This is a genomic window from Adhaeribacter pallidiroseus (assembly GCF_003340495.1).
Taxonomy (GTDB): domain Bacteria; phylum Bacteroidota; class Bacteroidia; order Cytophagales; family Hymenobacteraceae; genus Adhaeribacter; species Adhaeribacter pallidiroseus.
In genome coordinates this window covers 452611-470896 of record NZ_QASA01000001.1, presented here as the reverse complement: position 1 = coordinate 470896, position 18286 = coordinate 452611, and the positions used below count along the sequence as shown (strand labels likewise).

8 protein-coding genes are annotated in these 18286 nt (G+C 42.0%); 2 read left to right on the top strand and 6 right to left on the bottom strand.

Annotated features, from left to right (window positions below; genetic code table 11):
* Window positions 1–36: 36 nt before the first annotated feature.
* Together AHMF7616_RS01820 and AHMF7616_RS01815 are read right to left on the bottom strand one after the other, a co-directional pair.
* Window positions 37–3636, bottom strand: a complete 3600-nt coding sequence (locus tag AHMF7616_RS01820) for a SusC/RagA family TonB-linked outer membrane protein (RefSeq protein ID WP_115371333.1) — start codon at window positions 3634–3636, stop codon at window positions 37–39.
* Between the two features lie 48 nt (window positions 3637–3684).
* Window positions 3685–4725, bottom strand: coding sequence for a FecR family protein (locus AHMF7616_RS01815; RefSeq protein WP_115371332.1), 1041 nt, complete (start codon window positions 4723–4725; stop codon window positions 3685–3687).
* A 474-nt stretch (window positions 4726–5199) separates the two neighbouring features.
* Between AHMF7616_RS01815 and AHMF7616_RS01810 the strand changes: the two genes are divergently transcribed.
* Window positions 5200–5829 carry an RNA polymerase sigma factor gene (locus tag AHMF7616_RS01810; RefSeq protein ID WP_115371331.1) on the top strand — a complete coding sequence of 210 codons (630 nt, stop codon included), beginning with the start codon at window positions 5200–5202 and terminating at the stop codon, window positions 5827–5829.
* Window positions 5830–6077: 248 nt separating this feature from the next.
* Window positions 6078–7430, top strand: coding sequence for a vanadium-dependent haloperoxidase (locus tag AHMF7616_RS01805; RefSeq protein ID WP_115371330.1), 1353 nt, complete (start codon window positions 6078–6080; stop codon window positions 7428–7430).
* A gap of 90 nt (window positions 7431–7520) precedes the next feature.
* On the opposite strand, the gene AHMF7616_RS01800 is transcribed toward AHMF7616_RS01805, so the two are convergent.
* The 4 genes from AHMF7616_RS01800 to AHMF7616_RS01785 form a co-directional block, all read right to left on the bottom strand.
* Window positions 7521–9116, bottom strand: a complete 1596-nt coding sequence (locus AHMF7616_RS01800; RefSeq protein WP_115371329.1) for an FG-GAP repeat domain-containing protein — start codon at window positions 9114–9116, stop codon at window positions 7521–7523.
* A gap of 7 nt (window positions 9117–9123) precedes the next feature.
* Window positions 9124–12672: a VCBS repeat-containing protein gene (locus AHMF7616_RS01795; RefSeq protein WP_115371328.1), complete on the bottom strand. Its 3549-nt coding sequence runs from the start codon at window positions 12670–12672 to the stop codon at window positions 9124–9126.
* 128 nt (window positions 12673–12800) lie between these two features.
* On the bottom strand, window positions 12801–14552 hold the full coding sequence (locus tag AHMF7616_RS01790; RefSeq protein ID WP_115371327.1) for a RagB/SusD family nutrient uptake outer membrane protein: 1752 nt from the start codon (window positions 14550–14552) through the stop codon (window positions 12801–12803).
* 43 nt (window positions 14553–14595) lie between these two features.
* On the bottom strand, window positions 14596–18264 hold the full coding sequence (locus AHMF7616_RS01785) for a SusC/RagA family TonB-linked outer membrane protein (protein ID WP_115371326.1): 3669 nt from the start codon (window positions 18262–18264) through the stop codon (window positions 14596–14598).
* Window positions 18265–18286: the final 22 nt, after the last annotated feature.

Below are 18286 nucleotides of genomic sequence, written 5' to 3'. Positions count from 1 at the left end.
AAAATGAATGACTAAGCTATTTAAATTCTTTAAAACTTAAAGGGTAATCTGTAATCCGCCTACAAAAGACCGAGGCTGTGGATACTGTCCAAAGTCAACTCCGTTGGTTAACAAGGTAGCTCCCTGACCCTGCAAGGCTCCTACTTCCGGATCTAATCCGGAGTAATCGGTGATGGTAAATAAATTCGTTGCCTGTACATAAATCCGGATGCCGCCAATTTTACCATTTGAAAAAGAACTAAGGGCTGCTTGCGGAATGGTGTAACCCAAGCTGATGTTCTTTAACCGGGCATAAGAACCATCCTCTAAGAACCGGCCAGAAGTTCGGTTATTTCCATTGGGGTCCGAAGCAATCATTCTGGGAACATCGGTATTGGTGTTAGTTGGCGTCCAGGCATTTAGTACAGCTGTACCAGCATTAAATAAACGCTGACCTCCTTCTAATTGTACACGGGTAGCATTATAAATTTTATTGCCGATTACTCCTTGTAAGAATAAACTTAAATCGAAGTTCCGGTAATTAGCCGAGGCATTTAAACCATACTGGAAAGTTGGCCATGGACTACCCAGGAATGTCCGGTCGTTATTGTCAATTTTACCATCACCGTTTAAATCTCTGTATTTAAAATCACCAGCTGAGGTTCTTTCATTTTGACGATAGCCCTTTATACCATTTAGTTGATCTGCGGTAATATTTGGATTTAAGACCTGAGCGGTAGCTCGGGCATCAGTCGTAGGTTTTACGTTATCGGCGTTTACTTCATCCTGGCTTTGGTAGATACCATCGATTACCCAGCCGTAGAAAGACTGTATTGGCTCACCAGGTGCAGTACGGGTAAAATCGGTATTACCAAAATCCTGGTTCGCGCCCGCATCCAAGAATGGAAGAGCCGGGCTCATTTCCACTACTTTGTTTTTAATAACGCTGGCATTGGCGTTTACACTCCACTTAAAGGCTTTATCGCTTTCGTTATAACCTAACTGAAACTCTACACCCGAGTTTTTCATTTTACCCACGTTTTGGGCCACAGTAGCACCAGTAAAACCAAAACTTGGAGCAGTAGGCACCTGCAGAATCAAACGGTTATCATCGGTGGTAGTTCTGTCGAAATATTCAGCGGAGAAAGTTACTCGGTTATTCAGGAAGCCAAAATCAACTCCGTAGTTAACCATTCTAGTAATTTCCCATCCTAATTGCGTGTTGGATATACCGTTGTAGTAAGAACTATTAACCGGCGATGTGCCCCCAAACTGATAGTTGGCATTATTCACCAACGCATTCGCTTGCCATGGATAAGCTCCAATATTATTAAAACCAACGCTGCCATAACTAGCCCGTAATTTTAATTCCGATAAAGTCGTCAGACCTTTCATAAAAGGTTCTTCAGTTACGCGCCAGCCAACGGATGCACCCGGAAAGTTACCCCATTTATTACCCGGAGCAAATACCGAAAATCCATCGCGCCGGAAAGAAGCACTAACTAAGTATTTTGCTTTATACTCGTAGTTTAAACGCGTTAAATAAGAAATAAGCAAAGTCTCAAACCGTTGAAAATTGGTAACCTGCTGGGTAGCGTTATAAAGCGTTTCGAACGTATTGTTTGGTTGGTTACCGGTAATATTTTCCTGCAACGACTTATTACCCTGGCGCTCATATACCGCAATGGCATTTACATAATGATCGCCAAAGGTTTTATCAAACGTTAACTGATTAGTAGTCAACAAAGTACGTCCGGTATTCCGGTTGTTTTGTAGAATTAAGCTAGCGTTTGATTTAGACCCGCTTGAAAATTGAGGTTGACGTTGAAAATCTAAATTATTAAAGTAATCTACCCCGCCAATTGTTTTAAAGCGTAACCAATTGGTAAATCTTAATTCCACGTTGATATTACCGATGATATTGGTATTCCGTCGTTCAGCGGTATTCAATAACGATAAACGAACCGGGTTATCTGGGTCATTGGAATCGGCTCCATCAATTTCCCGGTAACCACTGTTTACCAAGGGATTGGTAACTGGTAAATAAGGTACCATCCGGATGGCATTTACAATGCGGCTTCTTTGCGCCGAGTTGTCGTAATCTTGTTGATTGTAACCTGCGGTCAAAGTTTGACCAACCGTAACAAAATTACTGATTTTATGGGTAGAGTTAATGCGGGCATTATATCGATCAAAACCTAATCCGATCATGGTGCCTTCTTGTTTGTAGTAACCGGCACTGGTATAAAATTGAGACTTCTCGGTACCACCAGACAAGGACAAATTATGCTGCGTTAATAATCCTGGCTGAAAAAGCTCTTCCATCCAGTTAGTGTTGGTTTGACCGTAGGTTTGATTTGTGCCCGGAATAGTTTGACCTAACTGATCGAACCGGGGAGGCAATCCCGCTGTAGCGCTGTTATTTCGGGTTAAAGTAGTACCATATTGTACGTATTGTTCAGTATTTAACAAGTCGTACATTTTATAGGCGTTTTGAACACCTACATTAGAATCTAAGTTCACGCGGAACTTACCATCGCGGCCACCGTTTTTGGTGGTAATGATAACTACCCCATTCGCCGCCCGGGAACCATAAACAGCCGTGGCCGCCGCATCTTTCAAAACATCCACCGATTGAATATCTTTCGGGTCAATGTTATTCAGACCTCCGGTAGGCACTCCATCTACTACGTATAAAGGCTCGGTACCAAAAGAAATAGAACCAATACCTCTGATCCGCACGTTAGGAGCCGTACCCGGCGAACCTTGATTGATAACCATTACCCCAGCCGCTCTGCCCTGCATGGCTTGCTGCACGTTAGGCACGGGAATCTCAGCAATTTGCTTGGCTCCCACGGAGGTGATAGCTCCAGTAACGGCTTCTTTCTTTTGCGTACCATAACCCACTACAACCACTTCTTCTAAGGCTTGGGTATCTTCGCTCAGGGTAACATTTACTGGACCCGATCCGCTAACCGGTAATTCTTTCGTAGTATAGCCAATAAAAGAAAAAACTAAAGTACCAGCTTGTTCAGGAATGTTTAACGTATAGGTGCCATCGGGACCAGAAGTAGAACCGGTGGTAGTTCCCTTGAGCAATACGGTTACCCCAGGTAAACCTTCGCCGTTAGCACCGGTTACTTTGCCGGTAATTTGCCATTCCGGGGCCTTAGTTGCTACGTAATTGGGTAATATTTCGGGACGACTGCTGGCTAACCACGCAAGACCAGAGCCTTGTTCTGCCGTTTCGTTTGGGGATGTGAGCGGCCGGAAAGCACTAGGTAAGCTTATTTCGGCAGTTTTGGTATCGGGAAGTATAGCGAAAGTGCGTTCGTTAATTTTAGCAAAACGTAAATTAACGTTAGCAAGTAGTTTATCTAAATCTTGTTCTATTTTGCCCGTTGGCGTTAAATAGGCAGCTACCAGTTTTCCTTCTAAATTTTGTGTTTCGTACAAGAAGGAAACATGGTATTGATGCTGTAAATCCTGGAGAACCTGGGCCAGCAATACTTTTTTACTAGCAGTATGCGTAGCCTGGGTTTTACTTTGCTGGTTGTTCGCTAAAAGTAAATCTTGCGCGTAAACCTCTGGCATAGTAGCCAGACACGCCAATAGGAAGGCATTTCGAAGCAGCACTTTTTTCTTTTTAGTAATCATTTCTCACGAGCTTTAATTTTAATTTAAGTATTTATAAACTTCCTATTATTACATAGGCGAAGTAATGCGTAAGGTTTGCTGGCTTTGTTTTTCAATTTTTAAATTAAACGACGTGGCTAAAGCCACTAGTAAAGTATTTACATCGTCAATAAAAATTTCGCCGGTAATTTTCCGGGTTAAAATCTTCGGATCGGTTACCTGTACGTTATAACCATAGTTTTCTTCGAGCAGGGTTACAATCTCGGCCAGGGGAGTAGCCTGAAAAATAAGCTGCTTATGCGTCCAGGCAGAATAAATTTCCGGATTTACCGTACTTTTTTTAAATTTTTGCTGTGCTGGTAATAACTCCGCCATTTCGCCGGGTTTTAATGTTTCCGTTACCGGGTGTTTCGCCAGGGTTTCGGTTGATAAATTAACTTTACCCGAGTTTAGTACCACCCGGGTTTTCCGGCGCCGATTAGTTACATTAAAGCGGGTACCCAGTACCTGCACGTTTACCTCCGGAGTATGCACCCAAAAATGCACCTTACGCGGGCCAGGTTTCCGGATTACACTAAAAAACGCTTCTCCTTCGAGCCACACTTCGCGGTTTTGATTAAATTTGGTACCAGCGGTATAACGCAAAGTGGTATTGCCGTTAAGCACTACCGTAGAGGAATCAGGTAAAATAATAGTAGCAGTTTCGCCAAATTGAGTATGGTATATCTGCTGCTTTTGCTCATTAGCCAGATAATAAACCAAAATACTGCTCAGGCAAAAAAGTACGAGTGCGGCTGCCCAATTTGGCCAATATATACGTTTCAGCTTGCTTGGCTCCGAGGTGGTTAGCGGGCGCGTATTATCGGCAAAAGCCAGTTGGTGCTTTACGCGATTCCAACTGTCCTGCATTTGGCTATCTGGCACGGGCGCAGGATTAACCGAAATACCGGTGAGCAGCAATGCCGCTTGGTGAGCCAGAGCCTTTTTTTCGGGATATGCAGCCAAAAAAGCATTCCACTTTTGCTCAGCTGCTGCATCAGTTTTATACACCCAGTGCGGAAAGGATGCATCCTGTAAAAAATCTTGAAGCGTATAGTCTGGCAATTTCATGGAGTAGTAAACCTAGAGCAATGCTTGTTTTATGTAAAGAGGTAAAAAAGGGTAATTTCTACTCACGAGAACAACTATTTTAAAAAATTTACAATTTCATTAATTAAAATCATAAAAATTTAAAAAATTACCAATCAACTTTTCTTTTGATTAAAGCTTTTTTTAACTTTTGAATAAGTAGTTGATCATTGTACTTACAGAAGAGTTTTTCTCCATTTTAATAAGTGTTGCTTAAACAATTAAGCAGTGTAAGACCTAGTTGCTGTGCATTACCCCTGTATAATTTATCCGGATGAGAATTACCATTTTTCAAAATTTATTAGTACTATTATAACTAGCTTATTAATTTTTATTCGTTACTCCCTGTTTAAAAAAGAGATTAGGTTGTTTATGGCTGGTATGGCTAACTTTCTCTTTTTTAACATATAGCGATGTTATACTCACAGAAAAATAATTTATTTGGTGTAATTGCTTATGGCACTTATTTTACCCTTATATACTTTACAAGAAGCCATACTTCAGCCCCATGCGGCTTTGTCGGAACCAGAATTATGGGAAAATTTACGCCAGGGTAACGAAGCAGCTTTGGCGTACATGCACCGTAGTTATTACAAGAGCTTATTCCGGTATGGCCTTAGATTAAGCCAGGATGCGGCTTTAAGTGAGGATTGCATTCAGGATTTATTTGTTACGCTGTGGGCGTCGCGGGAGCGGATTAATGCGGTGCAATCTATTAAGCTTTATCTTTTTACATCGTACCGCCGGTTAATTTTACAGCGTAAAAAAACGGAGCAAAAAGCATTTACCCGTTTTTTTTACCAACCCGACGTTGTTTTTTCTTCGGAAGAAATAGTAGTACGGTCCGAGATAGATCAGGAAACTACTAAGAATTTACTAATTTTATTAAACAGTTTGCCCAAGCGGCAAAAAGAGGCTTTGTACCTGCGGTATTACGAAGATTTAAGTTTTACCGAGGTAGCTCAGTTAATGGATGTTAGTTATCAATCGGTGCTTAACCATATTCAACGGGCTTTAAATAATATCCGGCAACACCCTAATTTGGCCGCTTTACTGGGTCGGGCTTCTTTTAAATTAAGTTCTTAACAGGGTACTTAATAAGAACCACACCAGTTAAATTTTAAAATTTTTCTTATCGCACATTGTAAGTACTATTTATATAATAGAGGGAACGGCTTTAAGATTTTGTCAAACATTTCCCCTGGTTATCTTACAACTAGCGCTTTACATTATTTATATTTTTGAATCATGGAAGCTTATTTAACTTGGTTGCCTTAAACATAATTTTAGTTATATTTATATTTTAGTTTAGATTAGGCAATCTGCCAGTGAACATGAAATTAATTACCCGCTTTCTCTTTATTTTAATTCTGGCTAATATTTCTGCTTGCCAGCCCAAACCAAATCCAGCCGGTCTCGATGCTTTTACCCGGTTTCAGTTGATTGATTGGAACAAGCATCTCAGTCACATTATTATTACGGATATTTTTTCGCCGCCCGTAGCCAGCCGTATTTATGCTTATACCAACATTGCGGCATACGAAGCGTTAGTACCTGGCTATCCGGCTTGCCAGTCGTTGGCAGGGCAATTAAATGGCCTGGAAAATGTACCCGCACCCGAGAAAGGCAAAGAATATTACTATCCGGTAGCGAGCGCTGAGGCATTTGCAACCGTTATGAAAAAATTAACGTTGGTACCTGCTAATACCGAAAAATTTGAAACCGAATACCTGGAAAAAATTAAAAAAACCGGGATTAAAAAGGAAGTTTTAGAAAACTCCTTAGCTTACGGCAAAAAAGTGGGTGAGCACGTGATCGCCTGGGCTTTAAAAGATAATTACCTGGAATCAAGGGCCATGCAGCGCCACATGTTGTCGGAGAAGATAAATGAGTGGCAGCCTACCCCACCCGATTACATGCAAGCCGTTGAGCCCCATTGGAATACCATCCGACCTTTTGTAATGGATTCGGCGGCACAATGTAAACCGCGTAACCCAACTCCATTCGACACTTTGCCTAACTCTAAATTTTATAAAGAGGCTAAAGAAATTTACATGTTGGGTGAGAACTCCGACGCAGAAAAACAATTAATTGCCAAATTCTGGGACGACAACCCGAATGTTTCTTACACGAAAGGCCATATTACTTATTTTAAACAAAAACTAACGCCGGGTGGCCATTGGATTACCATAACTTCTAATGTGTGTAAAGCTAAAAATATAAATCCTATGGAGCAGGCCGAAGCCTTTGTTTTTGTAACAACTTCGTTAGCCGACGGATTTATCAGCTGTTGGGATGCCAAGTACAAACACGTACATATTCGCCCGGAAACTTACATTGAAAAATACATTGATCCGGAATGGGACCCCTTGTTGCAAACACCCCCTTTTCCGGAGTTTCCGAGTGGGCACAGCGTTATTTCGGCAGCTGCCGCTACTGCGCTTACCAATTTATTCGGCGATAATTTTGCTTTTACGGATTCTACGCAGTTAGCGATTGGTTTACCCGTCCGGAAGTTCAACTCTTTCTACGATGCATCCAGGGAGGCGGGCATGAGCCGGATGTACGGCGGTATTCACTTTAGACCCGCCAATGAGTATGGGGCTGAGGAAGGTAAAGAAGTAGGTAACTTCGTTTATCAGAAGTTAAAAACCCGCCGGAATGGCCAATTAGCGAAGCTGCCCTAAAGTTTTGCAGCGGCTACGAGCCACCTTCTATGCAAAAATTTAAAAATTTGGCCGCATTTATTAGCCCATTTAATACAAGTTACAACCAGGTTATTCAACTTTTGGTTGTAGCTTATTTTTTAAGACCAAAACACTAGGACCATTTTTAATCCATTTTTCCTGTAAAGTAGTCGGTACTGGGGTAGTGGCAAAAATAAAAGAACCCAGCATAATGTCCTCATCGCCATCCTGATCTAAGTCGCCGGTAGACATGGTAAGCCAACGGCCCTGGGTAGATTCCGGAAAAGTTTTGCTGTGAAAGGTATTATTCCCTTGGTTTTCGTAATACACAAAGCCGGCCGCCGGTTGTTTTTCAAAATCAGCAAAGTAGGCAATGGCAGCTATGTCTACATCACCGTCCTGGTCAAAATCGCGCGCTACCGCTTGCGTAGCTCCCGGCAAAGGCAAAAAAACAGTTTCCTGAAAGCTATTTTTCTTATTATTTAAATACACCCGGATTCCGTGATAAGGCTTCAGCAAAGAAGAATAATCGCCATTATCGCCGTTTGCCAGTAAAATATCCGGCGCGCTATCTTTATTAAAATCTGTTAACGTAAAGTAACTAGATCCATAAACCGGCGGCATTTGCAATAACGTTTCTTCTTCAAACCGGCCTTCTCCCTTATTATAAAATACAATTACACTTTCGGTGGCTTGGGCAAATAAAGCTATAACATCCGGCAGATTATCGTGGTTAATATCCTGAATGATTACTTGCCGGCTACCCGGTACTTTTTTTAAAATATGCTCCCGATAGGTACCATCCTTATTCTCTTCGTACCAGCTTAATTTACCTATTTGATTTCCGTATTGGCAAACAACTAAATCGGGACGATTATCCTGGTTAAGATCACTACTGACCAATTGCACCGGGCGCTGCAAATCGGTTAATTGGGGCTGCGCACTAGCAGCAGTTTTATCTTTTGTATTCCAGGAATAAAGGCGGCCATAAGGTGCATCAGAGGGAGTAAGCGAACCTACCGTAAGTATTTGATAATGTTCTTTATTTATAGTACTGATAGCGGCTACCGGAGGAGTATCTAATTGTAATGAATCAGTGGGTTGTAATTGGGCATTGATTCTAAATAGCTTATTCCGCCGGTCCCCAACGAGTAATTCTTTGGTTTTTGGTTCGTATTTTAAAAGAGAAGTTAAGGCATTTCGCCCTTTGTTTATGGGTAATGCACTTACTTGAAAAAGCGTTAAGGAATCCAGGGAAAGTAATTTTGGTGGCGCCAGCTTTTCTGGGGCTTGATTTTGATAGTAGGCTTTTATTTTGATCCAATCTTTTTTAGCGATTAAAGGTTTACTGGGATAAATCTCAGCTTTTAGAAGAGCCATTATTTCTTGAGGGGCCAGACGCGTGTACATACTTAAATCGCTTCCAATACCGAGACGAAGACCCATAACGGGTAATACGCTTTTTTCCCAGGTAACTTTAGGGAGCAAAGCCGGTTCCGGAAACTGATGACAAGCCGAGCAGTACACGTGGGCTAAATTATTTCCATCCAGGGCGGCGGTTTCGGTAGAGTCAGGCAAAACTTTCGCTAAGTCTGTTACATTTACTACCGATGTAACCGTTTTTTTTTTGGGTGTACAACAAATGCTTAACCAAGCTATTAAGCACCACAAGCAGAAAAATCGCATTTGTTTTTTAAAAATCTAGTTGCCGGCTACGGCCTGAGAAATCTTTTATGATAATAGAGGCCATACCGGGTTGCCACGCCAATTTACGCGAGGATTGGGAAAGATACGTGTGGCCATAATAAAATTCCAGGTGTTGCTTTTTCCCGTTCTGGTAAGTTATTTCGGCCGAAGCATCCATTGGTTGTAAGGTTATTACTTTGTTAACAGGTTGCTTTGATAATGGTGTAGTTTGCCACACCTTTAAGCTATCCTGATTCTGCGTTACTAAAGTTAGTTTTTGACCATCTTTGGTGTAGAGTTGGGCTAAGCCTTTCGCATCGCCGTTTACAAAAAAACCGCTACGGGAAACCGGCACGGGTGTAAATTTACCTTTACCGTTTCCTTGCAAATACAATCCAATTAAGGCGTCGTAATTACCGGTAAATACTTCGGTGCTGTAATCGTTCCCTACGACCAGTAAATCTAAGTTTCCATCTTGGTTTACGTCGTCGGCTACCATGCCGTAAACCGGGGCAAACTGAGCTACCTGAGGTAATAGGTGCATCTTAAATTTACCTTGTCCCAGGTTTTCCAGGTAACTGCTGGCCATGTGGTTGGCTTGTAAAATTAAGGCGCCTTCCCGTTCTTTTACGGGTATTACCTCGTCAATAGTAGCCATGGCATAATTGCTATAGCGGGCAAAAATACTTCGGGTACGAGGCATTTGGGCATTCAAATCGTCGCGGGTGTGCATGGGGTAAGGTCGCATTTGCCCGTCTTCGGATTTTAAGTAGCACGAAAGTACGGCATCCAAGCTGCCATTTTTATCAAAATCTTTGGCAATAACCTGTAGCGGTTGATCGGGTTTGGCGCAGTAGTTACTGTTTAAACCTAAGTTACCGGCGGCATAATCTATGTCGCCATCATTATCAAAATCGCCGGCGGTTAAGCTGTTCCACCAGCCGGTTTTGTTTTGAACTCCGGTAGTAGCAGTTATATTTTGGAGTTGGCCTTTGTTATTTTTTAAAAAAGTAATGGGCATCCACTCGCCCGCTATTACTAAATCTACCTGTCCATCCTTATCAAAATCCGACCACAGGGCATCGGTGATCATACCTAGTTTATTTAAGCTGGGGCAAACCTGGGCAGTTACATCGGTAAAACGGCCTTTTTCGTTGCGCAAAATATAACTTGGCGGGGCCATAGGATACTTACCCGACATTACCCGTCCGCCTACAAACAAATCCAAATCACCATCCTGGTCAAAATCAGCCGCTTTTACGCAAGACTTGCTGGTCCGTAAAGCCGGTAATGCCTGCGCATCTTGCGTAAACTGACCTTTACCATTATTGCGATACAATCGATCTTGAAATTGCGGCGCGTCTTCTGGAAATTCGTAACTGCCACTAGCTACGTACAAATCTAAATCACGGTCGTTATCTACATCCAGAAATAACATTCCCATGTCTTCTTCGGGCTTCGGCGAAGTATAATTGGTGGTGGATGCTTTAAATTGGCCGCTAGCTTGCTGCAGAAAGAAAGTGCCGGGTTTACCCGCCGAACCACCTACGTAAAAATCATCCAGTTTGTCGTTGTTTATATCGCCAACCGCTATGCCCGGACCAGCTTGGGTAAATTTATGCGGTAAGGTTTTTTGAATATTAAAATCGATTTTGTCGTCTTCGGCATGCCGGTATGTAATGCCGTGTTGCACCGCTGTTTCCTGGAAAATAGCTGGTTGTTTAGAAGTACCAGCCTGGTTATTTAAAGCCGGTTTTGCTTCTTTTTGCTTAATAGTAAGCACCTGATTGGTGGCAATGTTGCGCAGTAATTGCGTAGCCCCGTTGGGCCAGATTACTTTTAAAGAATCAATAGTAGTGGCAGTACCGACCCCAAAATGCGCTTTATTTTCGACAGAAGATAAGAAGCCGCGATATACCGAATGTTCGTAGAATTGCTTTTTTCCGTGGCTGTAAAACAAACTTACCCGCGCATCTACACCTTGCACATTCGGTTGCTCCCCTTGAAAAACCAAACGCAGAAAATGATTTTTAGGTGTACTCTTTTTACTGGAATACAGTTGATTTTGATAAACAAAGGCACTATCGTTGATATTGTTCATTACTAAATCCAAATCGCCGTCGTTATCTAAATCGGCGTAGGCCGCTCCGTTGGAGAAAGAGGGTGTACTAAAGCCCCAGTCTTTGGTTTTATCGGCAAAAGTTAAATTACCGTTGTTGTGGTAAGCATAATTTGGTATTTTTACGACAGGTATTGAATCGACTAAAGCTTGCAAATTAGCAACCTGGCTCGCCGGTCCACTGCGATAAATAGAAAAATCCCGGTCGGTGATATCTTTGGGAAAGCCGTTGGTAATAAAAATATCCCGGTAGCCATCGTTATCAAAGTCGGCCACTAAGGGAGTCCAGCTCCAATCGGTTTGGTAAACACCGGATAATTGCCCGATCTCACTAAAAGAAGGCTCCCCCGATGGTGTTAAGCCGTTATTTAATTGCAACGTATTGCGTACGTATTGAAAATCGTATTGGTATTGTTTGTTGTTAAAGTAAATGGCGTAGTTATTATCTTTCATCAACAGCTTTTTGCGGCGGTTATTTTCCGGTAGCATATCTACCGCCAGAATATCCACCAATCCGTCGTTGTTAATATCGGCCACGCTATTACCCATTGCCGAAAAGCTGGTGTGTTTGATGTATTGGTTTTTCCGGTTGGTAAAGGTTCCATCCTGGTTATTGATATACAGTAAATCGTCCGATAAATAATCGTTGGTCACGTAAATGTCCGGCCAGCCATCCAGGTTTATATCACTGATGGCTAAACCTAAACCATACCCTTCGTATACAATTCCGGCGGTTTTAGAAACATTCGTAAAAGTATTATCCCCATTGTTGCGGTATAGCCGGTCGTTGTTGGGCGAGGTACCATCGTTTACTTTGGTACGGTAAACCGTGGGAATACTGGCATTTTGCACATTAGTAAGCACGTATAAATCCAAGTCTCCGTCGCGGTCATAATCAAAGAATGCCGCATGGGTACTATAACCGGTATCGGCAATGCCGTATGCGCGGGCTAATTCTTTAAAAACAGGTTCTCCTTGGGAATTGTTGCCTTGGTTAATAAACAACATATTTGCCCGATCAGCCGAATCTTTTTTGATGGTAGCGCACACGTACATATCCAGTTTACCATCCTGGTTAATATCCACCACCGCTACTCCCGACGACCATTTACCATTGCCAGTAACTCCCGCCGATTGCGTTACATCTTTAAATTTAAAATTTCCTAGATTCAGATACAGTTTATTAGGCACCATGTTGCCCGTAAAGTAGAGATCATCTAACCCATCTTTATTAAAATCGCCGGTTGCTACGCCGCCGCCGTTGTAAATATATTCTTCAGTTAAAATATTAAGCGAGTCGCTTTCAAATATACGATTAGCGAAAGTAATACCGGTATCATTAGGAGTAAGTTGAGTAAATAAGGTTTCTGTTTTTTTCTGACAACTACTTATAAAGCAACAGAAAGCAGCAAAAAGAAGAATAGATACTTTGTTCATTTAAAAAGGGTAATCAATTGAATTACACAATAAAGGATAAGCTACTCCTTAGTTATTGGCTTAACTAATGTACAAAAATAAAGGCAAGATTTAAATCTTGCCTTTACAATATTATTGGTGGCTAATAATTAATAACCAGGATTTTGCTTCAGGTTAAAAGTACCATCAGCCAAACGGCTAGTTTGAATAACATTAGTTGGCACCGGTTGATACTCATCCTGATCTTTCGTGAATTTGGCATTTACAAATTTAGGAATGTAGTTTTTCTCGAAGTTAACGTAAGCGTTTAGCATCACATCAGCTATGCCGTAGCGAACTAAATCAAATTTACGATGACCTTCCATACCTAGTTCTAATTGACGCTCCTTCATGATAGCATTTAATGCCTCTTCTTTACTGCCGAATGCGGTGTATAACCCTACTTTGTAATTGGCAGCTGGTGTTCCATCGGGATTTTTCACAACACTTGCTGCGTTAGCCGCCCGTTCGCGTATTGTATTTACTAAATTAAGCGCATTGGTAAGGCCACCGGTTTGAGCTTCTGCTTCGGCTGCCATTAACATTAGGTCAGAATACCGCATTAAAGGGAAACTCAACGCATTGGCTGGTTGCCCCCAATCACCAGTACCAGCTTGTCCAGCGGTTAACTCGGCCCGGGTATGTACGTTTTTCTTTGGACTATACGGACCTCCATTACTTACATCCCGAATCCAGTCTCTACCTGGGTGCGGTCCCCAATCCAAATACTGCACTCCTCGACGACCAACTGAGTGATCTAGACGAGGGTCAACGGTACCAGCATAAGGTGTGAATGGCTGCGCCGAAGTTAAAAGTCGATCACTGGTAATGCCATTTTCTATGAGCGGATTGGCAATTGGTAATCCATTGGCATCGGTGATAAACGAATTAACGAAAGCTTGGGAAGGTTGAAAGAATCCGCAGCAGCCACCTGGCTTATCACCAGAACCATGCGGAAAGTTCAGGTTATTTTCGTAGTTCGCATTAGCATTGTTGCCAGCACCATCTTTATTAGTGTACTGTACCGCGAAAATAGTTTCTGCACTGTTTTTAGTAGCAATCCGGAAATTATCACCATAATTTGCATTCAGAGCATATTTTTGTCCTTGTGCATTGGTACCGTTAGCCATTACATCATTAAAGATGGCTAAGGCTTCGGCATGTTTTCCCTGAAATAGCATAGCCTTTCCTAAGAACGCACCAGCCGCCCACTTGTTAGCTCTACCTTTTTGGGCTTGTTTACCAGGCAGGTTATCATACGCAAATTTAAAATCTGCTTCAATTAAAGGCCATATGTCTACTTGATTCTTTATTGCCTTATAATTTTCGGTTGAATCTGCTTCTTCCGGTATCCACGGAAAACCCATGTTAAATACTTTTTTACCTTCCATGTGGTAAAAAGCTCTTAAAAAACGGGTTTCTCCCTCAATACGGGCTCTATCAGCATCCGGAATATCAGTTGCTAAGTTTAGAGTTCGAAGCACTTGGTTGGTCATGCCTATACCATCAACTACACCTCTCCATTTATCAGCAGCTGGCTGGGCGCTCGGCAATTGTAGGTATAGTTCGGTATCATTGATGCTATTAAAGTCAGATGGTTCTGTACCTTTATTGGCATCGTCAGCCGCTACACTACCTACTACCCAGTTAGTAGAACCAGTTAATTGGGTTTCTGGTCGGCCATCTAAGGCAGCATAGGCGGCAATTAACATACCTTCTGCGCCTTTTAAGTTAGTTATACCAGCTTCGGTATAAGACCCGATTGGGTCTAACTCCAGGAAGTCGTCTTTACAAGCTCCCATTAAACCTGCGAGCAGTAAAAAACTGAGGGATAATTTTATAAATACTTTATTCTTTTTCATGTTATAATAACATTTTAAAACTTAATTTTTTGTTAACCAGCAGTTAAAAGCCTAAGTTAATACCAATAATAAATTGTCGGGAGTTAGGATAATTTGCCTGATCAACACCCATAAAACGATCATTATCAGTAGCATTATTATCGCCCACAATACTAATATCAGGATCAGCACCCGTATATTTTGTAATAGTAAATAAATTCTGGCCTTGTAAATAAACTCTAAAGTTATTTAACCGTAATTTGTTGGCGAAAGAGGCTGGCATTTTATAACCAATTTGTAGCGTTCTCATTCTAAAATAAGAACCCTTTTCAACAAAATAGCTAGACGAAATAGACGAAGAATAGGTGTCCTTGGAACTAATAATCGGCAGGGTAGCACCCGGGTTCTGCGGGGTCCAAGAATTTTCTAAAACTCGAGTACTCACACCACCTACGAAACCTCTTAAATCGGTAAACCAGCGGGTAAAGTTAAATAGATCATTGCCATAATTCCAGAACAAGAAAGTAGAAATATCAAAGTTCTTATAGGCCAAGGACAAATTACCTCCTAATTGAAACTTAGGGATAGGGTTACCAATGTGGGTTCTGTCAGCATCATCAATTTTATTATCTCCGTTTAAATCTTTAAGGCGCCAAGAACCGACAGTTTTATATTGCATGGCTGGACCAGCATCTACTTCGGCCTGATTCTGAAAAATACCATCTACTTGATATCCGAAGAAGGAGGACATAGGGTGCCCTTTTTCAATGGCAATAACATTGCCTAAACGGCTAGCTCCTAAATATATAATTTGTCCTTCTTCTGCCAACTTAGTAATTTCGTTGGTATAACGGGTGAAGTTAAGGCTAGCATCGTACCGGAAGTCGCCGGCAAAATTGCCGGTGGTACCTAAATTGATGTCAAACCCGCGGTTACGCATATTACCAACGTTAACTCTAGGTTGATCAATTTCTGGTGATAAGTTGTTGCGTACCTGTTCAATTAATAAATCTTTAGTTTCAATATTGTACCCTTCTACAGTAACATTAAACCGGCCATTAAGGAAAGACGCATCTAAACCAATATTGGTGGTTTCGGTAGTTTCCCATTTACTAGTTAAGTTACCTAGCCGTGATTGACGATATCCAGTAGTAGATCCGTTATTCTGACCATCGATAGCATACCAAGATTCTCTTTGGCCGGAAGCAAATGTAGTAAATTGGTTAATAGCATCTACGTTCCGCTGGCTACCCATTTGACCCCAACCACCGCGTAATTTTAACTCAGTAAATACCGGCAAACTTTGCATAAAGGCTTCGTCGGATATGCGCCAGGCCGCCCCAAAAGCTGGGAATACTGCAACTCGCGATAAAGGACCAAATTTAGAAGAAGCGTCGCGACGGATAGTAGCATTAAACAAATACTTATCGCGGAAACCATAATCTACGCGGCTAAATAAGGAGTAAAGCGAAGAAGCACCCCCGATGGGTAAACCTCCGATGTTTTGGCCAATATTATAAGTTGTAGCTGACCGTATTCCGTTACCAGTTTGGATAGAACGGAAATCAACGACCTGTCCAAAATCATAACCGGTATTGCTAGCATTAATACCACGGCCAGAACCCTTAATAGCCTCTACACCTCCTAACACCTTTAAAGAATGATTTTCACCAAATTTTTGGTTGTAAGTTAAGGTGTTAGTCCAGGTCCAGGTATTAAAATAACCAAAGCGTTCGGTAAAAGCATCTACCGAGTTATTTTCGGAACGCTCGTAGGTAACAGCATTGTAAGTACCACGATACTCGTTCGTATAATCTATCCCGAAAGAAGTCCGCGCGGTTAAGTTCTTTAAAATATCTACTTCACCGTAAACATTACCAAATACTTTATAGCCATACTGTTTGTTATCCTTGTTACGCGCCAGGTTAGCAATAGGGCTACTACCATTGCCTGATTCTGTTACCCCATTACCAGCAAAACCACCATTAATATCGTAAACTGGTAAATAAGGCACCATCCGGTAGGCTTGTGCCCAGGCTCCACCTTCTCCAGCTTCACTGCCACCTTGTCTGTCTTCGTAAGAAACTTGCAAATTTTCGCCAATCCGAATTCTTTTAACCGGGTTAAATGTGGTATTAGCTCGCACTGTAAATCGGTCGTAGCCTGTATTTACAATGGTTCCTTCCTGATTAAAATAGTTTACACCTAAAGCATAAGTCCCCTTTTCGGTACCACCGCTAGCCGAAAGCTGGTGGCTTTGAATACGAGCTGGCTGGGTTATTTCTTTAAACCAGTTGGTTCCGGGACTGGTTTTAAGAATTTGATAAAACTTATTTGCATCGCCAATGGCCAGATTATAATTACTTGGATTTGCCCGTGGGTCATCGGCAGCAACTCCACCTTTATAAGCCGGACTAATAATTAAGTAGCCAGGCACTACTGGATTTGCACCACTTCCAAAAATTGGGCTCGTAGTAGGTACTCCACCATTTTTACGGGAAGTAAACAAATACTGCCCATATTGCTCGGTATTCAACATTTCCGGCATGGAGCTTTCTGGGATTACCTGTACGCCAGCATAAGAATCGAACGAAATACTAGAAGTTCCAGCTTTACCACGTTTGGTAGTAACAATGATTACCCCATTCGCGGCTCGTGATCCGTAGATAGAAGCTGAGGTGGCATCTTTCAGAACCTGTAATGATTCAATATCTTGCGGATTTAAGGTAGAAGGGTTATCGGTTGGTACGCCATCAATTACGTATAATGGATCGTTATTACCAAAAGAAGCAAAACCCCGGATACGTACTTTAGCACCCGCGCCCGGCTGGCCATTACCACTTACGGTTACCCCAGACGCCCGGCCTTGTAACTGCGCTTGCAGGTTAGCAGCAGGAGTTTGTAGTAATTCGGTAGGTTTTACTACGGATACTGAGCCAATAATATCCCGTTTTTTTTCAGAAGTATAACCCGTTACCACAACTTCTTCCAGAGCGGTAGCATCTTCGGCTAAAGTTACATTAACGGTACCCGGTCCAGTGAAAGCTTTTTCCTGGGTAGTAAATCCAATAAAGGAGAAAACCAAAGTACCGGGTGCTTCTGGCACCGATAAGGTATAATTACCATCCGGAGAAGTAGTAGCACCAGTAGAAGTACCCTTTAATAAAACGGTTACACCCGGCATGCCTTCGCCGTTGGCCGAAGCTACTTTGCCCGATATTTGCCAAACAGGTGCGGTTTTAGCGCGGTAATTAATTACATCCGGACGATTGCTCTTATTATAATCAACGAAAAGCAGATTGAAATAATCAAGCTTTTCCGTTTCGCTTTTTCCGGTAGTGTTAGCAGCAGTAAGATTAGTTGTATTGCTTTCGCCGCTCACAATCGCGTACGTTTTACTATTAATTTTTTCGAAGGTTAGTTCGGTTCCTGGTAATACTTTACCCAAGGTATTTTCTATTTTATCAGAATAAGCAATCTGCGAAGTAGAAATGTACTTTCCTTCCAGATTCTTTTTTTCGTATAAAAAAGAAACATTGTACTCTGCTTGTAAATTTTGCAGCACTTCGGTTAGCGCGACTGTCTTTTTCAGTTCAGATCGGCTACGTTGCTGCCCGGTAGTTTGGTTATTGGCCAGTACAATGGTTTGCGCCAGGGATTGCTCCTGCACAAATGCCATTGCTACGGCACAACACACGCTCCGGAAAATCAACTTTGTTCGTTTTGTAGTCATTTTCGATAGCAAACTTTGGTTA